Source organism: Pseudomonas shirazensis (assembly GCF_050496565.1).
In the GTDB taxonomy this organism is placed as follows: Bacteria; Pseudomonadota; Gammaproteobacteria; order Pseudomonadales; family Pseudomonadaceae; genus Aquipseudomonas; species Aquipseudomonas shirazensis_A.
Window position 1 is genome coordinate 178,148 of record NZ_JBNWAE010000007.1, and the last position, 20,144, is coordinate 198,291.

The window sequence follows — 20,144 nt, forward strand, 5'->3', positions numbered from 1 at the left end:
ATCAGATACGGAAACTGCCGACCAGTTGCTTCAGACGCCCAGCCTGCTGGCTCAGCGCGTCGCAGTGCTGCAGGGTCTCATTGAGGTTCTGCACGCCTTGCTGGTTGAGGGTGTTGATCTGGGTGATGTCCAGATTGAGGCTCTCGACCACGGCGGTCTGTTCTTCGGTGGCGGTGGCAACCGACTGGTTCATGCCGTCGATTTCACCGATCCGCTGAGTCACGCTGGCCAGCCGCTCACCGGCCTTGTTGGCGACCTGCACGGTTTGCTCACTCGACACCTGGCTGGCGTTCATGGTGTGCACCGCCTCACGCGAGCCGACCTGCAGGCTGGTGATCATGCGGTGGATTTCTTCTGCCGATTCCTGCGTACGGTGGGCAAGGTTGCGCACCTCGTCGGCAACCACGGCAAAGCCACGGCCGGCTTCACCGGCTCGGGCAGCTTCAATGGCCGCGTTGAGCGCGAGCAGGTTGGTCTGCTGGGAAATCCCCTTGATCACATCAAGGATCTTGCCGATGTCATCGGTGCTGGTGTTGAGGATCTCGATCTGCTCGCACGACTCGCTGATCTTCAGCGACAGAGCGGTCATCGCCGTGATGGCATCGTCGACCACCTGGCGGCCGTCATGGGCCTGGTCGCTGGCGCCGCTGGCATGTTGCGAGGCGTCGGCGGCGTTGCGGGCGATTTCCTGAGTCGCGGCACCGAGCTGGTTGATAGCCGCCGCGACGCTGTTGGTGCGCATGCTTTGCTCTTCCGAGCCGCTGATCGAGGCGTTGGAGGCGCTGACGACTTTTTCCGAGAGGTCATGAACCAGACGGGTGGCCGAGGACACCTCGCTGATCGAGGCATGGATACGCTCGACGAAGCGGTTGAACGAGGTCGCCAGTTCGCCGAACTCGTCCTGGTTCTGCACGGTGAGGCGGCGGGTCAGGTCGCCTTCACCCTCGGCAATGTCGCGCATGGCGCGGCCCATGGTGGTCAGCGGGCGCATCAAGACCGGGATCAGCAAACCGAGCAGACCGGCGATGGCCGCCACGGCAACCAGCATGGCAATGATCGCCGAAGTACGGAACTGGCTCAGTGCGGCATAGGCTTTGTCCTTGTCGATGGACAGGCCGATGTACCACTTGGCCGACGGTAGGCCGTTGATCGGGGCGAACGAGATCAGCCGCTCCTGGCCATCAAGCACCACGTCCTGCATGCCTGGCTCGACGCGCAGGTTGGCAGTTGGGTAGATGTCCTTGAGGTTTTTCATCACCTGGGTTTTGTCCGGGCTGACGATCACCTGGCCGTCGCGGTCGGCCAGAAACGCATGGCCGATGCCGCCGAAGTCGACCGAGTTGATGATCTCGACCAGGGTGTCGAGCGACAGGTCGCCGCCGATCACACCGAGCAGTTGGCCGTCGGCCTTGGCTTTGACCGGTGTGGCAATAGTCACCACCAGGCCGCCGACCGCGCTCTGGTAAGGCGGCGTCAGCAGGGTCTGGCCGGCGCTGACAGCGGCGCTGTACCAGGGACGCTGACGCGGGTCGTAGGTGTCGGGCATCTTCTCGTCAGGGCGCTGAGTGAATACGCCATTGGTCTGGCCCAGGTAGGTGAAGAGGAAGTTGCGGGTGTACGAAGGCTGGCCGATGAGTCCGGCCAGGTTATTGCCAGCACCTTGCTCGGCAATGTCTTCAGCGAGGTTTTCCAGCACCAGGATGCGTCCACTCATCCAGTTTTGCACGCTGCTGGCAGTCAATGCGCCGGCCTGCTGCACCGACGATTCCAGATTCTGGCGAATCGTACTGCGTTGCAGGTAGTCGTTGTAAAGGGTGAACAGGGCGAATGCCAGCACCACGACACCGCAGGCACTGAGGAGAATCTTGTGGCGGAACTTCAGGTTCATGTTTCGAGACCTTGAGCCATGTTGAGAGGACGCCGGGCGCTTGTGACGCGATGACGGCTTACCTAATTCGTATCGGCTCATCTCTGCCAAAACTGAAAGGGTTGTGCGGCTTTATTTAGTGCAGGTCGACGGGTGGCAGTAGTGGCTATTTGCTGCTATTGCGACCTGAGTTGCAGGCCATCCTCGATCTGCCCCGACAGGTAATACACCCCGGACATCGCCCCACTCTGGCGGTTGTCCATCAGCTCGCGCCACTCCTGGTTGAAGGCAACGTTGAGGATCACCCGCAGCTGCTCGACCATCTGCGGCTGCTCGTGATCATGGCTGATCATCGCGATGCCGGTAGCGGCTACCGAAATCAACGCCCCGGCGGCCTTGCCCACGGCCGCTGCGACCGCACTGGCAATACCGCGTGGGGCGAGGGTGGCGCTGAGTTTTTCACTGGCGCGAGTGGCCACAGACGACAGGCCGAGCTGGGTCTGGCTGGCGAGTTTGGCTGCCTGTTGATTGAGGTGCTGGCGCAGCGCAAGCCAGGCTGGTTGCTGTGCCAGGGGTTTGGCTCTGAGCAGTTGATAGAGGCTGGCATCCCGCGCTGCGGGTGGCCCCAGTGCGATGGCCTTGACCCGCGTCAGGCGCTGGCTGAGCTGATCGGGCGGGGCGTTGTAGCGATGGATGATGGCCGTCATTTGCTGGGCAAACAGTTGCAGGTACAACTCGCTGGCGCGGTCACGGATGGCTTCGGGGTTGATCTCCCGCGCTACCGGCTCGAGTACGCGCTGGTGATACTGCTCCTGCAGATACAACGCCAGGCGCTTCTCGGGTGGCTCGGCACCGTTGCCGCTGTTCATCTTGTACCAGGCGACCTTGAGGGTCAGCCACTGCTGCGTCCAGTAGCCGGTGAACCACGGGATGAAGTCGCTTTCGGTGCGTTTCTGCACCTCGTCCTTCCACACCCGCATCGAGCGCCGCGCATAGTCGTTGGCCGAGCCGGTGGCAGCCAGCGAGGCGTTGATCAGTTCGCGATCGACCTGCTGCCAGGCGCCGACACTCAGAGCGACTGGGGGCGGCGCAGTGGGGCGCTTGCCGGCACAGCCGCCTACCGCCAGCACCAGGCAGAGCAAGAGCAAGCCACCACGCGCATTCATGCCGGCCGCCTCCTTGTGAAGAGGCTGAGGGGATCAGCTGATTATAGGTAGGCAGCGGCCCCGCGGCAGTTTTTGCTAGAGGCTGTGGTCCGGGCCGAGATCGAGCTTGGCTTCGAGCCGGTCCAGATGCTCGTGCATCAACGTCAGCGCCGCGCTGCTGTCGCCACTTTCGACGGCATCGATGATTGCGGCGTGTTCTTCCCAGGCGCAGTGGTCGCAGCAGGGTGACTCATAGCGGGCGATGATCAGCGAGGTCATCGGCACCAGGCCATTGAGAAAACGGGCCAAGGGTGCGTTGGCGGCCATCTGCGCAAGCTTCAGGTGGAACTCGCCGCCGAGGCGGATTGCCGTGCAGCGCTCGCCTTGTTCATGGTGCTGGCGCTCGCGCTCGACCAGTTGCCGTAGTTGCCGGATCTGATTGGGGCGGGCGCGTTGGGTCGCCAGGGTAATCAGGGTGGTTTCTGCGAGGCGGCGGGCACTGAGCACTTGCCGCGCCTGTTGCGGGTCGGGTGCGGCCAGGTGCGCGGTGTGGCTTGGCCGCTGCACCACCACTTGCTGGTCGGACAAGCGCCCAAGCACCCGCCGGATCACCGTGCGGCTGACGCCAAAGGCGTCGCCCAAGGCTTGTTCCGGTAGTGCACTGCCAGGTGGCAGGCGCTGTTCGAGGATGGCGTCGAACAAGCGTGGGTAGATCTGCTCGGCAGAGAGGCGAGTCTCGCCGGCGCCGAGCAGGGCAGGCAGGGGCTGGGCGGCTTGGGCGCAAGCGGTCATGGTCGCTCTCCTGGAATCATGGGCCGGGGTGTTCGTCCGGGATATTCAGTTCGATACCCATGCGCTGGCCTTCCTGAAGGATGTGCCGACGCATCTGGGCACTGGCCTGGGCGCTGTTCTTGTCACGGATGGCACGCACCACGGCTTCGTTCTCACGCAGGCGCGCAGCCAGGTGCTCAGGCGAATTGCGCAGCATGTCGGCGCTCTGCTTGAGGGCATTGCCGGTCTGTTGCACCACGCTCTGGAAAATAGGGTTGGTGGTCAGGGCAAACAGTTCCTGGTGGAAAGCGATGTAGGCGTTGACGCCGGCTTCGCTGTCGCTGGCGTCTAGCGCCTCGCGCATGTCCATCAGGGTCAGGCGCAGTTGGCCGATGTCCTGGCTGTTGGCCGACTGCGCAACCAGGCCGACGATAAACGGCTCAAGGGTGTAACGCAGTTCGAGCACGTCGGCCAGGCTGGCAGCGCCTACGGCGTCGCCGACCGGCTCCTGCGCGGCGGCTTCGGCGTCCAGGACCAGCACCCCTTTGCCCGGCAGCGAACGCACCAGGCCGAGGGTTTCGAGCACGGTTACCGCTTCGCGCAAGCTCGGCCGGCTGATGCCCATCTGCTCGGCCAGCTCGCGCTGACCGGGCAGCATCTCGCCGCTGCGCCACTGGCCGCGGGCCAGCGCCTGACGCAGTTTTTCCACTACTGATGTGACCACGGTCGAGGAACTGATCATGGGTCGTTTCCTGATAAAAGTTGCATAACGCTCCTGAGGCAGGCCGGCATCGCTGCCGGCCTGTATCAATCAGAATTCCTGTTGATGGGCGATGGGTTGTTTGCGCGGCTGGTGGGCAAAGCCCGGTTTGCCGCTGAGCACGTTGTTGGCGCGCTCCAGGTCGATGTCTTTTTCCCAGCGGGCGATGGCCACGGTGGCGACGCAGTTGCCGATCAGGTTGGTCAGAGCGCGACCGATGCCCATGAACCAGTCCACTGCCAGCACCAGCACCAGGCCTACCACCGGGATCGCCGGCACTGCGGTCAGCGTGGCGGCGAGGATAACCAGCGCGGAGCCTGGGATGCCGTGGGCGCCTTTGGAGGTGACCAGCGAGACCAGCAAGATGGTCATCAGGTCAGTCATGGCCAGCGGCGTGCCGGTGGCATTGGCGATGAACACGATGGCCAGCGTCAGGTAGATCGAGAAACCGTCCAGGTTGAACGAATACCCGGTAGGGATCACCAGGCCCACCGTCGAGCTGCCGATACCGAGGTGCTCGAGCTTGCGCATGATCTGCGGCAGCACAGCATCGGACGAAGCGGTGCCCATGACGATGGTCAGTTCTTCACGCAGGTACTTGATCAACGGCAGCAGGCGCAGGCCCGACAGGCGCATCACCGTACCGAGCACGATCAGGACGAAGCCGGCGCAGGTCAGGTAGAACAGCGCGACCAGGCCGCCCAGGTGGTGCAGCGACTCCAGGCCATATTTGCTGGTGGTGAAAGCGATGGCGCCGAACACGCCAATCGGCGCCAGGCGCACGATCATGCCCATGATGCGGAAGATCACATGGCTGAGTTCGTTGATCAGGCGCGAAATGCCGGACGCGGCTTCACCGACCAGGTTCAGGGCACTGCCGAACAGTACCGAGAACAGCAGCACCTGCAGGATGTTGTTGTCCGCGAAGGCGCCAATGACCGAGGTCGGGATCAGGCCCATGAGGAAGGTGGCGGTGCTGTGCACCTGCTGGCCGCGGTCGGCGAGGCCATTGGCGTCGGCAACCGACAGCTGATCCAGATGGATGTTGGCACCACTACCGATGCCGGTACTGAAGGCGAACACCAGGCCGATGACCAGGGCAATCGTGGTCAGTACCTCGAAGTAAATTACCGACTTGAGCCCGATGCGCCCGACCTTTTTCAGGTCGCCGGCACCGGAAATGCCACTGACCACCACGCAGAACACGATCAGGCCGATGAGCATTTTGATCAGCTTGATAAAGCCGTCGCCGAGGGGTTTCAACTGGAGGGAGACCTCAGGGAAGCTGAGGCCGCAAACGATACCAAGGGCCAGCCCTAGCACCACCTGAAGGAAAATCGAACGCGAGCACCACTTAAGCATGGGAGGAGTCTCAGATCGGTGTCCTTGCTTCGATGGAGCAGCGGGCCAAAGAGCGCAGGACTTAATTATTGTGGTCTTACCGGTTTGTTCAGTGCCCGATCATAAAACCGCGAAAGTTCCTACATTGCAAGTGAATTTGGCCTGACCGGTCTGACCAGTTGAGCGCTGTCATGTGCGACCGCTCTGGCGCGCGGAAATAAGCCGTGCGATCGCTCGAGCCGGATCGAACTTGATGTGCCGGATGCGCCAAATATCGCTGGAACCCGCATGGCGCCGAGCAATTGGCTTATGCGTTGGCCTCATTTCCATTCTCGCCATGGACACGTAGAATCCGCCGCTTTTGCTTGAGCGGCCGTCTAATCTGTATCGATGGAGCGGTTCAAGCGCTGGGCCAGGATGGCATATGGACGATAACTACCGCGCGGCCGTGGACGCGGCCGCGATTTTTTCCGAAACCGACCTGAGCGGGCGTATCACCTACGTCAACCAGCAGTTTTGCAGCATCTCGGGCTACAGTCGGGAGGAGCTGCTCGGCGCCAACCACCGCATCCTTAACTCGGGCCTGCACGAGCCTGAGTTCTTTCTCGAGATGTGGCGCGCACTGGTGGCCGGGCAAGTCTGGAAAGGCGAGATCTGCAACCGTGCCAAGGACGGTTCGTTGTACTGGGTCGACAGCACCATGGTGCCGCTGGTTGACCCGGCTTCGGGCAAGGTTCGCAAGTACGTTTCGATCCGCTTCGACGTGACTGAAAAGCGCCAATTGCTGCACACCCTGCAGTGGCGGGTCGGTCACGATGTGCTGACCGGGCTGCCCAACCGCGCCTACCTGTCCGATCTGCTCAATCAGGCCTTGGCGTTTTCCCGCAGAGAACGCATTCCGCTGGCTGTGTGCATGCTTGATCTGGATGGTTTCAAGGCCGTCAACGATGGCTACGGGCACGCCGCGGGTGATCGGTTGCTGGTTGAAGTGGCGAGCCGTCTGCAAAAGATCTTGCGCGCAGGCGACTCGGTGGCGCGGCTGTCAGGCGATGAGTTTGTGCTGATCCTGCGCCATATAAAGGACAGTGATCAGCTGCATGCAGGCCTGCAGCGCATCCTTGATGCCCTGGCGGCACCGTACCCCTTGCGCGAGCAGGCCGTGATCGTCAGTGCGAGTATCGGTGTCACCCTGTTTCCGCAGGATGACGAGGATGCCGACACCCTGGTGCGCCACGCCGATCAGGCCATGTATGTCGCCAAGCAGCGCGGGCGCAACCGTTACCACCTGTTCGACGTATCACAGGAGCTTGAACTCAAGGCAACCCACCAGACCGTGGCGCGGGTTCGCCAGGCCTTGCATGACAGTGAGCTGTGCCTGCATTACCAGCCCAAGGTGAATATGCGCAGCGGTGAAGTACTGGGCTTTGAAGGGCTGCTGCGCTGGCGGCACCCGCTCAAGGGCATGGTGATGCCTGGCGATTTCTTGCCACTGGTAGAGCAGACCGACCTGATCGTCGAGCTGGGCGAATGGGTGATCGAGCAGGCTTTGGGGCAATTGCAGAGCTGGCATGGGCAAGGTCATCAATGGTCGGTCAGTGTCAACATCGCCGCGCGTCACTTGCAGCGCGCTGATTTTGCCGAGCGTCTGGAGCAATTGCTGGGGCGGCATGCCGCAGTCGATCCGGCACTGCTGGACCTGGAGATCGTCGAGTCAGTCGCCATCGAGAATATTCAGCACGTCAGCCAATGCCTGGCGGCATGTCAGGGCCTAGGGGTGCGGTTCTCGCTGGATGACTTCGGCACCGGCTATTCCTCGCTCAGCTACCTGAAGCGATTGCAGGCGCAGACGATCAAGATCGACAAGTCGTTCGTGCGGGACATTTTGCATGATCAGGATGACCTGGCTCTGACCCGGGCGGTGATCGGGCTGGCTCGGGCCTTTGGTCGCGAGGTCATCGCCGAGGGGCTGGAGACTCACGAGCATGGCCTGGTATTGATGGCGCTGGGCTGTGATTTGGCTCAGGGGTACGCGATTGCGCGGCCGATGCCAGCGGCGGATGTGCTGGTGTGGGCGCACGGCTACGTGCAGCCAGAGCAGTGGCGGGGTGGGGTGCTCGGGAACTGATCAGTTGAGCCAATTTGGGGCCGCGCTGCGGCCCTTCGCGGGTGAACCCGCTCCCACAGGCTCTGCGCAGTACTTGTGGGAGCGTGTTCACCCGCGAAGGGCCGCAGCGCGGCCCCAAACCCAGTCTTGTTAGCGCTTTCCTTACTTATGCAGCTCTTGCGCCGCATACAAGGTGTTTTCCAGCAGGCAGGCGCGAGTCATCGGGCCGACGCCGCCTGGCACCGGTGTAATCCAGCCAGCACGGGGCAGGGCGGTCTCGTAGACCACGTCGCCGACCAGCTTGCCGTCTTCCTGGCGGTTGATGCCGACGTCGATGACGATCGCGCCCGGTTTGATCCATTCACCCTTGACCAGGCCCGGCTTACCCGCCGCAACCACGACCAGATCGGCGCGGCCGACGTGTTCGGCGAGGTCCTTGGTGAAGCGGTGAGTAACGGTCACGGTGCAGCCAGCCAGCAGCAGCTCCATGGCCATCGGCCGGCCAACGATGTTCGAAGCGCCGACAACTACAGCGTCCATCCCGTACAGGTCCTGGCCGGTGCTTTCCAGCAGGGCCATGATGCCTTTCGGGGTGCATGGGCGCAGCAGCGGGATGCGCTGGGCGAGACGGCCGACGTTATACGGATGGAAGCCGTCGACGTCCTTGTCCGGGCGGATCCGCTCGAGCAGCAGCGAGGCGTCGAGGTGCGCCGGCAACGGCAGCTGCAGGAGAATGCCGTCGACTGCGGCGTCCTCATTGAGCTGGTCGATCAGGTCGGTCAGCGCTTGCTGGGAAGTTTCGCTGGGCAGGTCGAACGCCTGGGAAATAAAGCCGACCTCTTCGCAGTCCTTGCGCTTGTGCGATACATAGACTTGGGAGGCGGGATCGGTGCCGACCAGGATCACTGCCAGGCCTGGCGTGCGCAGGCCTTGCTGGCGGCGCTCCACGACCTGTTGAGCGATCTGCTGGCGCAGGTTGGCGGCGATCGCCTTGCCATCGATAAGGTGTGCAGTCATAGACGCGTGATTAACCATCGAGAAAGAAACAGATAGAATGGCGCATTCTCGCACGACACGGCCCGAGGGCAAAGGCGGGTGGTCGGGCAAATCCTCTAACTCCTTCAATAATTTCGATTTTTTAGAGAAAGGTGTTGACGCTTTTACAGCTCGTCTATAACATTCGGCGCACTTGTCGGGCACAGCCTATCACTGGTTGGCGAAGTCGGGCAGAATGGGTGGTTCGCAGCGTTGCTGCCAGCCCCTGTGAGGTTAGGCAGATTGCTTATGTGCCCGTAGCTCAGCTGGATAGAGCATCCGCCTTCTAAGCGGATGGTCGCAGGTTCGAGTCCTGCCGGGTGCGCCATTAGGCAGCTTAGGCACGCAAGTGATGCAGTAACGTAATGCCGCTATATGGTGGGCGTAGCTCAGTTGGTAGAGCGCCGGATTGTGATTCCGGTTGTCGTGGGTTCGATTCCCATCGTCCACCCCATATTTTTTGAAGGCGCCTTGATTGAACAATCTGGCGCCTTTGATTTAAGTGTTGCATGCGGATGTGGTGGAATTGGTAGACACACTGGATTTAGGTTCCAGCGGCGCAAGCTGTAAGAGTTCGAGTCTCTTCATCCGCACCATGCTTCAAGGTTTCAACGCAGTACTGCACTATGGTGGGCGTAGCTCAGTTGGTAGAGCGCCGGATTGTGATTCCGGTTGTCGTGGGTTCGATTCCCATCGTCCACCCCATATTTATATTAAAGGCGCCTTGATCGAATGATCGGGCGCCTTTTTTGTTTGTCGCAGTTTTGCTCTGCCAGGTGCGCACGGTGTGCTGGTGAAATCCAGATAAAAGCTGATAGATTTCAGCTGGTTGAATTGCGGTTACGTGCCGCCAGAGGAAATACCCGATGATAGCCAAAGAAGCTCGCCAGGCGCTGGCACTGCAACGCTTTGCCGAGGCCAATCCGCAGATGCTCGACGAGATCCGCGAATTGAGCCCGCACGAGCAGGCTCAGCAGATCCAGTGGGCCTTTGATGATGCAGCGCAGGAGCAGGGTATCGAGCCCTGGGAGCTGACCCTGCAACTGGTGGCGCAGAGCCCCGAAGAGTTGCATGCCATGCGTCTTGAGGTGCACCGCGAGGTGGCCGAGGCGTTGGGCATGGAGTGGGATGAGTACTGCGCGTTCAACGAGATCGACCCAGAGCACGGCTGATTGCCGTCGTGTTTGTTTGACAAGGTTTTTCAGTCAGGGGCTGCGACTGCCTGCGTGCAGCCCTTTATAGATGAGGCCTGGCGCATTTTGCGCAGGGTTTTCCATGAAATCGATCGGCGAGGTTTCCCGTCGTCTTGAGTGGGGTGACTTCTGGTGCGTGAGTCACTAGAATGCTTGCCCTTGATTCTGGAGTCGGGCTTTCGCCGGCTAACGTCTGTGCAACGAGGAATATCCATGCAAGTTTCGGTTGAAAACACTTCCGCTCTCGAGCGCCGCATGACCATCGCCGTCCCGGCCGAGCGCGTCGAGACCGAAGTCAACAAGCGTCTGCAGCAGACTGCCCGTCGCGCCAAGGTTGCGGGCTTCCGCCCTGGCAAGGTGCCAATGAGCGTGATCCGCCAGCGTTACGAAGAAGCTGCCCGTCAGGAAGCCTTCGGTGACCTGGTTCAGTCGTCCTTCTACGAAGCTGTGGTTGAGCAGAAGCTGAACCCGGCTGGCGCCCCGGCCGTTGAGCCAAAGTCGTTCGAAAAAGGCAAGGATCTGGAATTCGTTGCCATCTTCGAAGTGTTCCCAGAGTTCACCGTTGCCGGCTTCGACTCGATCAACGTCGAGCGCCTGAGCGCTGAAGTGGCTGACGCTGACCTGGACAACATGCTGGAAGTCCTGCGCAAGCAGAACACCCGCTTTGAAACCGTCGAGCGCGCTGCGCAGATCGACGATCAGGTCAACATCGACTTCGTCGGCAAGGTTGACGGTGAAGAGTTCGCCGGTGGTTCGGCCAAGGGCACCCAGCTGGTGCTGGGCTCCGGCCGCATGATCCCAGGCTTCGAAGATGGCCTGGTAGGCGCCAAAGCTGGCGAAGAGCGCGTTGTCAACGTGACCTTCCCAGAGGACTACCAGAACCTCGACCTGGCTGGCAAAGCTGCTGAGTTCACCATCACCGTGAACAGTGTTTCGGCACCTCAGCTGCCAGAACTGAACGAAGAGTTCTTCGCCCAGTTCGGCATCAAGGAATCCACTCTGGAAGGCTTCCGCACCGAAGTTCGCAAGAACATGGAGCGTGAACTGCGCCAGGCGATCAAGACCAAGGTGAAAAACCAGGTCATGGACGGCCTGCTGGCTGCCAACCCGATCGAAGTGCCAAAAGCGCTGCTGGAAAACGAAGTCAACCGTCTGCGCGTGCAAGCTGTTCAGCAGTTCGGTGGCAACATCAAGCCTGAGCAACTGCCGGTCGAGCTGTTCGAAGAGCAAGCCAAGCGCCGCGTCGTGCTGGGTCTGATCGTGGCTGAAGTGGTCAAGCAGTTCGATCTCAAGCCTGACGAAGGCAAGGTTCGCGAGATGATCGAAGAAATGGCTTCCGCTTACCAGGAGCCAGAGCAGGTCATCAGCTGGTACTACAAAAACGACCAGCAACTGAACGAAGTGCGTTCGGTTGTGCTGGAAGAGCAAGTTGTAGATACTGTCCTGCAGAAAGCGACTGTGACCGACAAATCGGTCTCGTACGAAGAAGCAGTAAAACCAGCACAGGCTCCTGCCGAAGCTGAGTAATCTGCAGCTCTCGTAGGAAACCACCACAAGCCAGCCTTCGCGCTGGCTTGTGCGTATTCAAGCCATGACTATTTGGGAGTGAGTGCAGGACATGTCCCGCAATTCTTATATTCAGCAGAGCTCTGACATCCAGGCCGCAGGCGGTCTGGTCCCGATGGTAGTCGAGCAGTCCGCCCGCGGCGAACGCGCCTATGACATCTACTCGCGCCTCTTGAAGGAGCGGGTGATCTTCCTGGTAGGTCCTGTAGAAGACTACATGGCCAACCTGGTAGTGGCGCAGATGTTGTTCCTCGAAGCGGAAAACCCGGACAAGGATATCCATCTCTACATCAACTCACCGGGCGGTTCGGTGACTGCGGGCATGTCGATCTACGACACCATGCAGTTCATCAAGCCGGATGTCTCCACCATCTGCATCGGCCAGGCCTGCAGCATGGGCGCCTTCCTGTTGACCGCGGGTGCCAAGGGCAAGCGTCACTGCCTGCCGAACTCGCGCGTCATGATCCACCAGCCGCTTGGCGGCTTCCAGGGTCAGGCCACCGACATCCAGATCCACGCCCAGGAAATCCTCAGCATCAAGGCCCGTCTCAACGAGCTGCTGGCCTACCACACCGGCCAGGATCTGGAGACAATCCAGCGTGATACTGAGCGTGACAACTTCATGAGCGCGCAGCGCGCGGCCGAGTACGGCCTGGTCGACTCGGTATACGACAAGCGGCAACTGGCGTCCTGATCCTCAGGGCCAGAGCAGGCGGGCGTCAAAAGCGCCTGCCTGCGGACTTGAAAAAGCCCGCAATTGCCTTCATCTTGTGTTGCAAGCCTACCGGATTGGATCGATCGAATGACTGACACCCGTAACGGCGAGGACAGCGGCAAATTGCTTTATTGCTCCTTCTGCGGCAAAAGCCAGCACGAAGTGCGCAAATTGATTGCTGGGCCCTCGGTATTTATCTGCGACGAGTGCGTCGACCTGTGCAACGACATCATCCGAGAGGAGGTGCAGGAAGCCCAGGCCGAAAGCAATGCGCACAAATTGCCTTCGCCGAAAGAAATCAGCGGCATCCTTGACCAGTACGTGATTGGTCAGGAGCGTGCGAAGAAGGTGCTCGCGGTAGCGGTGTACAACCACTACAAGCGCCTGAATCAGCGTGACAAGAAGGGCGACGAAGTCGAACTCGGCAAGAGCAACATTCTCCTGATCGGGCCTACTGGCTCGGGCAAGACGCTGCTCGCCGAAACCCTGGCACGCCTGCTGAACGTACCGTTTACCATCGCCGACGCCACCACCCTGACCGAAGCCGGTTATGTGGGTGAGGACGTCGAGAACATCATTCAGAAGCTGCTGCAGAAGTGCGACTACGACGTGGAGAAGGCCCAGATGGGCATTGTCTACATCGACGAAATCGACAAGATTTCGCGCAAGTCGGACAACCCGTCGATCACCCGTGACGTTTCGGGTGAAGGCGTGCAGCAAGCGCTGTTGAAGTTGATTGAAGGCACCGTGGCTTCCGTGCCGCCGCAAGGTGGTCGCAAGCATCCGCAACAGGAATTCCTGCAGGTTGATACCCGCAATATCCTGTTCATCTGCGGTGGCGCATTCTCTGGCCTCGAGAAGGTCATCCAGGGCCGTTCCACCAAAGGTGGCATTGGTTTTGGTGCAGAAGTGCGCAGCAAGGAAGAAGGCAAGAAGGTTGGTGAATCCCTGCGTGAAGTCGAGCCTGACGATCTGGTCAAGTTCGGTCTGATCCCTGAGTTCGTTGGCCGTCTGCCGGTGCTGGCGACCCTCGATGAGCTGGATGAAGCTGCGCTGATGCAGATTCTGACCGAGCCGAAGAACGCCCTTACCAAGCAATACGCCAAGCTGTTCGAGATGGAAAGCGTGGACCTCGAGTTCCGCAGCGACGCCCTCAAGGCCGTCGCGCGCAAGGCCCTGGAGCGCAAAACCGGCGCCCGTGGCCTGCGTTCTATTCTCGAAGGCGTGTTGCTCGACACCATGTACGAGATTCCTTCGCAGAAGGAAGTCAGCAAGGTGGTGATCGACGAGAGCGTCATCGAAGGTACCTCGCAGCCGTTGCTCATCTACGAGAACAACGAGCCGCAGGCCAAAGCCGCACCGGACGCCTGATTCAGGCAGCCGTTGTGAAAAATGAAAGGGGCCTTCGGGCCCCTTTCTGCTTTTCCCGCTTAAGTGCTTGTAATTTGAAGGACCTACCCCCACATTAGGTCCAAGCACTATTTCCACCGGATTCGGCCATAAGGCCGCTGTAGAGGCGAAATCATGAAGACAACCCTCGACTTGCCTCTTTTGCCATTGCGCGATGTCGTCGTTTACCCGCACATGGTTATCCCGCTGTTTGTGGGGCGCGAAAAATCCATCGAAGCTCTCGAAGCCGCGATGACGGGCGAAAAGCAGATCCTGCTGCTGGCCCAGAAAAACCCTGCCGATGACGATCCAGGTGAAGACGCCCTGTACCGCGTCGGCACCATCGCCACTGTCCTGCAGCTGCTGAAACTACCCGATGGCACCGTCAAGGTGCTGGTCGAGGGCGAGCAGCGCGGCGCTGTCGAGCGTTTCAACGAGGTTGATGGGCATGTCCGTGCCGACGTCAGCCTGATCGACGAAACCGACGCCCCAGAGCGTGAGTCGGAAGTGTTCGTGCGCAGCTTGCTGTCGCAGTTCGAGCAGTACGTGCAGTTGGGCAAGAAAGTCCCGGCTGAAGTACTGTCCTCGCTCAACAGCATCGAAGAGCCAGGTCGCCTGGTCGATACCATGGCCGCGCACATGGCGCTGAAGATCGAGCAGAAGCAAGAGATCCTCGAGATTGTCGACCTGCAGGCGCGCGTCGAGCACGTGCTGGCCCTGCTGGATGGCGAGATCGACCTGCTGCAGGTGGAAAAACGCATCCGCGGCCGGGTCAAGAAGCAGATGGAGCGCAGCCAGCGCGAGTACTACCTGAATGAGCAGATGAAGGCCATTCAGAAAGAGCTCGGTGATGGCGATGAAGGCCACAACGAAGTCGAAGAGCTGAAAAAGCGCATCGATGCCGCCGGCCTGCCCAAAGATGCCCTGACCAAGGCTCAGGCTGAGCTGAACAAACTCAAGCAGATGTCGCCGATGTCGGCTGAAGCGACCGTGGTGCGCACCTACCTCGACTGGCTGGTGCAGGTGCCATGGAAAGCACAGAGCAAGGTCCGCCTGGACCTGGCCAAGGCTGAAGAAATTCTCGACGCCGACCACTATGGCCTGGACGAGGTCAAGGAGCGCATTCTTGAGTACCTCGCTGTACAGAAGCGGGTGAAAAAGATCCGTGGCCCAGTGCTGTGTCTGGTTGGCCCGCCTGGCGTCGGCAAGACCTCGCTGGCTGAGTCGATCGCCACCGCAACCAACCGCAAATTTGTCCGTATGGCCCTCGGTGGCGTGCGTGACGAGGCCGAGATTCGTGGCCACCGGCGTACCTATATCGGCTCCATGCCGGGCCGCCTGATCCAGAAAATGACCAAGGTTGGCGTACGCAACCCGCTGTTCCTGCTCGACGAGATCGACAAGATGGGCAGTGACATGCGCGGCGATCCGGCCTCGGCGTTGCTGGAAGTGCTCGACCCCGAGCAGAACCACAACTTCAACGACCATTACCTGGAGGTCGATTACGACCTGTCCGACGTAATGTTCCTGTGCACCTCGAACTCGATGAACATCCCGCCGGCGCTGCTCGACCGGATGGAAGTCATCCGTCTGCCCGGTTACACCGAAGACGAGAAGATCAACATCGCGGTCAAGTATCTGGTGCCCAAGCAGGTCAAGGCCAACGGCCTGAAGAAGGACGAGCTGGACATCGATGTCTCGGCAATCCGCGACATCATCCGCTTCTATACCCGCGAAGCAGGTGTGCGTGGCCTCGAGCGTCAGATTGCGAAGATCTGCCGCAAGGTGGTCAAGGAACACAGCGGGCAGAAATCGGTGAAGGTCAAGGTCACCAGCGAGCAGCTCGAGCATCACCTGGGCGTACGCAAGTTCCGTTACGGCCTGGCTGAGCAGCAGGATCAGATCGGTCAAGTGACCGGCCTGGCCTGGACCCAGGTGGGCGGTGAATTGCTCACCATCGAGGCGGTAGTGATCCCTGGCAAGGGCCAGTTGATCAAGACCGGTTCGCTCGGTGACGTCATGGTCGAGTCGATCACGGCGGCGCAGACTGTGGTTCGCAGCCGTGCCCGTAGCCTGGGGATCGCCGCCGACTTCCACGAGAAGCGCGACGTTCACATCCACATGCCTGAAGGCGCGACGCCGAAAGATGGCCCGAGCGCAGGCGTTGGCATGTGCACCGCACTGGTGTCGGCACTGACCCAGATTCCGGTCCGCGCCGACGTGGCCATGACCGGCGAGATCACCTTGCGTGGTCAGGTTCTGGCCATCGGCGGGCTCAAGGAAAAACTCCTTGCGGCGCACCGCGGTGGGATCAAGACGGTGATCATTCCCGAAGAGAACGTTCGTGATCTGAAAGAGATTCCGGACAACATCAAGCAGGATCTTCAGATCAAACCGGTCAAATGGATTGACGAAGTCCTCCAAATTGCGCTGCAATACGCCCCCGAGCCCTTGCCAGATGTGGCTCCGGAGATCGTCGCGAAGGATGACAAGCGCGACAGCGATGCCAAGGAAAGAATCAGCACGCACTAATACGTCTCACGCTGGGGGGCTTTCCTTGACAGTTTTTTCGGGCCCTTGCTATAAAGCGGCACGCTCGTGTCAACAGGCCACCCAGCGCTCGTTTTGCACGCACTAATTTTTACACGCATTAATTACATACTTAGAAACATACTTAAATTAGAGATATAAGGGGACTTAGAGTGAACAAGTCGGAACTGATTGACGCTATCGCCACATCTGCTGATATTTCGAAAGCCACCGCCGGTAAGGCTCTGGATGCAGTGATCGACTCCGTACAGGGCGCTCTGCAAAAAGGCGACGACGTGGTTCTGGTAGGTTTCGGTACTTTCACGGTCAAAGACCGTGCCGAGCGCACTGGCCGTAACCCGCAAACCGGTGCTGCGATCAAGATCGCTGCCGCCAAGGTTCCTGGCTTCAAGCCTGGCAAAGGCCTGAAAGACGCTGTCAACTAAGTCGTCTGTTCAGCCGGCCGCGGCGCTACCGTGGCCAATCGCGTGACGGCGGGACGCAAACGTTCCCGCCGTCACGCTCGCTTCGAGAAGGCGCATCTTCGGATGCGCCTTTCTTCTATCAGGACTCTACCCACGCTCCGCGGTTGACGACGCAGTGGTACAACCGTTTCTGGGGGACGCATGCTGCAGAATATCAGGGACAATTCACAGGGTTGGATTGCCAAGACCATCATCGGCCTTATCGTCGTGCTGATGGCATTGACCGGCTTCGAGGCGATTTTTCAGGCCGCCAGCCATAGCCAGGACGCCGCCAAGGTAAACGGTGAAACCATCAGCCAGAACGAGCTGAGCCAGGCTGTCGATATGCAGCGCCGCCAGCTGATGCAACAGCTGGGCAAGGACTTCGATCCTGCTTTGCTGGACGAAAAAATGCTGCGCGAAGCAGCGCTCAAAGGCCTGATCGATCGCAAATTGCTGTTGGAAGGTGCCAAGGACGCGAAATTTGCGTTCTCCGAGGCCGCGCTGGATCAAGTGATCCTGCAGACGCCTGAGTTCCAGGTTGATGGCAAGTTCGATGCAAACCGCTTCGACCAGGTCATCCGCCAGATGGGCTACGGGCGCCTGCAGTTCCGCGAGATGCTCGCCGAAGAAATGCTCATCGGCCAGCTGCGTACCGGGCTTGCCGGCAGCAGCTTTGTCACCGACAAACAGGTCGAGGCGTTTGCGCGTCTGGAAAAACAGACCCGCGACTTCGCCTCGCTGACCTTCAAGGCCAACCCGGCTGCGGTCAAGGTCAGTGATGAAGAGGTCAAGGCGCATTACGACCAGCACGCCAAGGAGTTCATGACGCCGGATCAGGTCGTCATCGACTACATCGAGCTGAAGAAGTCGGCGTTCTTCGACCAGGTCAAGGTCGACCCGGCCGAGCTGCAAGCGCTGTACGAGAAAGAGATCGCCAACCTGGCCGAGCAACGCCATGCCGCGCACATCCTCATCGATGTCAACGACAAGGTCAGCGACGCCCAGGCCAAGGCCAAGATCGAAGAGATCCAGCAGCGCCTGGCCAAAGGTGAAGACTTCGCCGCCCTGGCCAAGGAGTTTTCGCAGGACGCCGGTTCCGCTGCCAGCGGTGGTGATCTTGGCTTCGCCGGCCCTGGTGCTTACGACGCCGAGTTTGAAGATGCTCTGTACAAGCTGAACAAGGACCAGGTGTCGCAGCCGGTTCGCAGCGAGTTCGGTTATCACCTGATCAAGCTGCTGGGTGTCGAGGCGCCGCAAGTGCCGACCTTCGCCAGCCTGAAAGACAAGCTGACCCGCGAGCTGAAAACCCAGCAGGTCGAGCAGCGCTTCGTTGAAGTGACCAAACAACTGGAAGACTCCGCCTTCGAAGCCTCCGACCTGGCCCAGCCGGCTCAGGACCTGGGTTTGAAAGTGCAGACTTCGGCGCCGTTCGGGCGTGAAGGTGGCGACGGCATTACCGCTAACCGCCAGGTTGTCCAGGCCGCGTTCAGCGAGGAAGTGATCGACGAAGGCGCCAACAGCAGCGCCATCGAGCTGGATCCAGAGACCGTGCTGGTGCTGCGTGTCAAAGAACACCGCAAGCCCGAGCAGCTGCCGCTGGAAGCAGTCGCGCAACGGATCAGCGAGCACCTGGCCAAAGAGAAGGCGACTGCCGAACTCAAAGCCAAGGCTGACAAACTGATTGCCGGTCTGCGTGACGGTTCGATCGCCGCCGGTGCTGGTCATGACGGTCAGAGCTGGAAAGTCCAGGAAGCGGTCAGCCGCGGCCAGGAAGGTATCGATCCAGTCGAGCTGCAGGCAGTGTTCCGCCTGGCCAAGCCTGCCGGCAAGGACAAGCCTGAATACGCCAGTGCCGTGCTCGCCGATGGCAGCCTGGTGGTCGTCCAGCTGCGCGGCGTCAATGAAGGCGCTGCGGCCACCGACGAAGAGAAGCAGCAGATTCGCCGCTACCTCGCTTCGCGTGCCGGTCAGCAGGACTTCGCGGCTTACCGCAAGCAGTTGGCAGCGACTGCCGAGATCACTCGTTACTGAGTTGATCTGCCCAAAACCAGACAGGCCGCTTATGCGGCCTGTCTGGTTTCTGCAGCCTGCAAATGCGCGGTAATCAGCGCCGCTTGCCCTCGTAGACGTCCAGCGTGTCGCGGGCGATTTCCCGGCCCAGGGCGATCAGCTCCGGTGCCTTGTAAAACTCGAAGAACTGGCACACCCGCTTGGGCACGTTGATCAGTACATCCGGCGGGTAGCCGGCGATCTTGTACTGCGCCAGCGACGTCTGCATGACCTCGAAGCTTTGGTTGATCAGGTCGAGCAGGGACGCCGGGCCGACGTTGTCGATGATGAACGAGCCCGCTGCTGAGCGCGGTGCGCCGCCACTCTCGGGCGCCGCAGCGGGTTGCTGGCCTTCGGGGTTGGCCGCTTCACCCAGCCACGGATTGCTTGCGATCAGGTTCTCGGCGAGCACTGCCTGGTCGATGCGGCTGAGCTGCTCTGCCGGCTTGCGGCGGAACGGCAGGCGCGAGCCCACCGAGCTCATCAGCGCGTCGAAGCGCTTCTTGAACGCGGCGGGGCGCTCGATCACCGGCAGCTGGTACTGATTCTGGTTGGTGGCGTTGAGGTTGACCGCGATGATCAGATCGCAGTGGCTGGAAACCACCGGCACGATCGGCAGCGGATTGAGAATGCCGCCGTCGACCAGCATGCGGTTTCCCTGCACGACGGGAGTGAACAGGCTTGGGATTGCCGCTGAGGCGCGCATGGCCTGGTGCAGGCAGCCTTCCTGAAACCAGATTTCCTGCTGATTGGTGAGATCGGTGGCCACCGCCGTATAGGGGATGCGCAGCTGTTCGATGTTGATTTCACCGACAATCTTGCGGATCTGGCCAAACACCTTGTCACCGCGAATCGCACCCAGGCGAAAGCTCACATCGACCAGCCGCAGTACATCCAGGTAATCCAGGCTCTCGATCCAGCGGCGATAGTCATCGAGCTTGCCGGCCGCATAGATACCGCCAACCACCGCGCCCATCGAGCAGCCGGCAATGCAGGATATCTCGTAGCCGCGGCGCTCGATTTCTTCGATCACCCCGATGTGCGCATAGCCTCGTGCACCGCCCGAACCCAGCACCAATGCAACGCGTTTACTCATGTCATTCCCTCGCGGCTGTGCAACCATCCCCGAACAATGCACCCATTGCGCCCTCGGCTTCAATCCAAGGCTTGCTGGACTACGCTGATGAGGGCACTTTTCGCCTGACCAGGCGTC

15 protein-coding genes and 4 tRNA genes are annotated in these 20,144 nt (G+C 60.5%); 12 read left to right on the top strand and 7 right to left on the bottom strand.

What is annotated here, in order from left to right:
• Position 1: 1 nt before the first annotated feature.
• From mcpA to ACQZ2L_RS12645, 5 genes are all read right to left on the bottom strand, one after another.
• Positions 2-1,888, bottom strand: a complete 1,887-nt coding sequence (gene mcpA / locus ACQZ2L_RS12625; protein WP_430326316.1) for a methyl-accepting chemotaxis protein McpA — start codon at positions 1,886-1,888, stop codon at positions 2-4.
• A gap of 155 nt (positions 1,889-2,043) precedes the next feature.
• Positions 2,044-3,033 (bottom strand): hypothetical protein, encoded by a 990-nt coding sequence (locus tag ACQZ2L_RS12630; RefSeq protein WP_430326317.1) that lies wholly within the window; start codon positions 3,031-3,033, stop codon positions 2,044-2,046.
• 75 nt (positions 3,034-3,108) lie between these two features.
• On the bottom strand, positions 3,109-3,804 hold the full coding sequence (locus tag ACQZ2L_RS12635; RefSeq protein WP_430326318.1) for a GntR family transcriptional regulator: 696 nt from the start codon (positions 3,802-3,804) through the stop codon (positions 3,109-3,111).
• Positions 3,805-3,820: 16 nt separating this feature from the next.
• Positions 3,821-4,525: a FadR/GntR family transcriptional regulator gene (locus tag ACQZ2L_RS12640; RefSeq protein WP_430326319.1), complete on the bottom strand. Its 705-nt coding sequence runs from the start codon at positions 4,523-4,525 to the stop codon at positions 3,821-3,823.
• Between the two features lie 69 nt (positions 4,526-4,594).
• A complete protein-coding gene (locus ACQZ2L_RS12645; RefSeq protein WP_430326320.1) occupies positions 4,595-5,905 on the bottom strand; it encodes a C4-dicarboxylate transporter DctA in 1,311 nt (436 codons plus the stop codon).
• Positions 5,906-6,308: 403 nt separating this feature from the next.
• On the opposite strand from ACQZ2L_RS12645, the gene ACQZ2L_RS12650 reads away from it, so the two are divergent.
• Positions 6,309-8,009, top strand: coding sequence for a putative bifunctional diguanylate cyclase/phosphodiesterase (locus ACQZ2L_RS12650; protein WP_430326321.1), 1,701 nt, complete (start codon positions 6,309-6,311; stop codon positions 8,007-8,009).
• Positions 8,010-8,150: 141 nt separating this feature from the next.
• Here ACQZ2L_RS12650 and folD read toward each other — a convergent pair whose 3' ends face one another.
• Positions 8,151-9,005: a bifunctional methylenetetrahydrofolate dehydrogenase/methenyltetrahydrofolate cyclohydrolase FolD gene (folD, locus tag ACQZ2L_RS12655; protein WP_101321083.1), complete on the bottom strand. Its 855-nt coding sequence runs from the start codon at positions 9,003-9,005 to the stop codon at positions 8,151-8,153.
• 269 nt (positions 9,006-9,274) lie between these two features.
• Between folD and ACQZ2L_RS12660 the strand changes: the two genes are divergently transcribed.
• The 11 genes from ACQZ2L_RS12660 to ACQZ2L_RS12710 all read left to right on the top strand — a co-directional run bounded on the left by ACQZ2L_RS12660 (position 9,275) and on the right by ACQZ2L_RS12710 (position 18,913).
• Positions 9,275-9,351: transfer RNA gene (locus ACQZ2L_RS12660), tRNA-Arg, on the top strand.
• A 50-nt stretch (positions 9,352-9,401) separates the two neighbouring features.
• Positions 9,402-9,477: transfer RNA gene (locus ACQZ2L_RS12665), tRNA-His, on the top strand.
• Between the two features lie 57 nt (positions 9,478-9,534).
• Positions 9,535-9,619: transfer RNA gene (locus ACQZ2L_RS12670), tRNA-Leu, on the top strand.
• Between the two features lie 33 nt (positions 9,620-9,652).
• Positions 9,653-9,728, top strand: a tRNA-His gene (locus ACQZ2L_RS12675).
• A 161-nt stretch (positions 9,729-9,889) separates the two neighbouring features.
• A complete protein-coding gene (locus ACQZ2L_RS12680) occupies positions 9,890-10,195 on the top strand; it encodes a DUF6388 family protein (protein WP_430326322.1) in 306 nt (101 codons plus the stop codon).
• Between the two features lie 234 nt (positions 10,196-10,429).
• Positions 10,430-11,743 carry a trigger factor gene (tig, locus tag ACQZ2L_RS12685; RefSeq protein ID WP_430326323.1) on the top strand — a complete coding sequence of 438 codons (1,314 nt, stop codon included), beginning with the start codon at positions 10,430-10,432 and terminating at the stop codon, positions 11,741-11,743.
• A 91-nt stretch (positions 11,744-11,834) separates the two neighbouring features.
• Positions 11,835-12,476, top strand: coding sequence for an ATP-dependent Clp endopeptidase proteolytic subunit ClpP (clpP, locus tag ACQZ2L_RS12690; RefSeq protein WP_101321077.1), 642 nt, complete (start codon positions 11,835-11,837; stop codon positions 12,474-12,476).
• Between the two features lie 108 nt (positions 12,477-12,584).
• On the top strand, positions 12,585-13,868 hold the full coding sequence (gene clpX, locus ACQZ2L_RS12695) for an ATP-dependent Clp protease ATP-binding subunit ClpX (RefSeq protein WP_101321075.1): 1,284 nt from the start codon (positions 12,585-12,587) through the stop codon (positions 13,866-13,868).
• 153 nt (positions 13,869-14,021) lie between these two features.
• Positions 14,022-16,418 (top strand): endopeptidase La, encoded by a 2,397-nt coding sequence (gene lon, locus ACQZ2L_RS12700; RefSeq protein ID WP_101321072.1) that lies wholly within the window; start codon positions 14,022-14,024, stop codon positions 16,416-16,418.
• Positions 16,419-16,588: 170 nt separating this feature from the next.
• Complete coding sequence (locus tag ACQZ2L_RS12705) at positions 16,589-16,861, top strand: HU family DNA-binding protein (RefSeq protein ID WP_101321070.1); 273 nt, start codon at positions 16,589-16,591, stop codon at positions 16,859-16,861.
• Positions 16,862-17,041: 180 nt separating this feature from the next.
• Positions 17,042-18,913 (top strand): SurA N-terminal domain-containing protein, encoded by a 1,872-nt coding sequence (locus ACQZ2L_RS12710; RefSeq protein WP_430326324.1) that lies wholly within the window; start codon positions 17,042-17,044, stop codon positions 18,911-18,913.
• A gap of 73 nt (positions 18,914-18,986) precedes the next feature.
• On the opposite strand, the gene ACQZ2L_RS12715 is transcribed toward ACQZ2L_RS12710, so the two are convergent.
• Complete coding sequence (locus ACQZ2L_RS12715; protein WP_430326325.1) at positions 18,987-20,027, bottom strand: patatin-like phospholipase family protein; 1,041 nt, start codon at positions 20,025-20,027, stop codon at positions 18,987-18,989.
• Between the last annotated feature and the right edge of the window lie 117 nt (positions 20,028-20,144).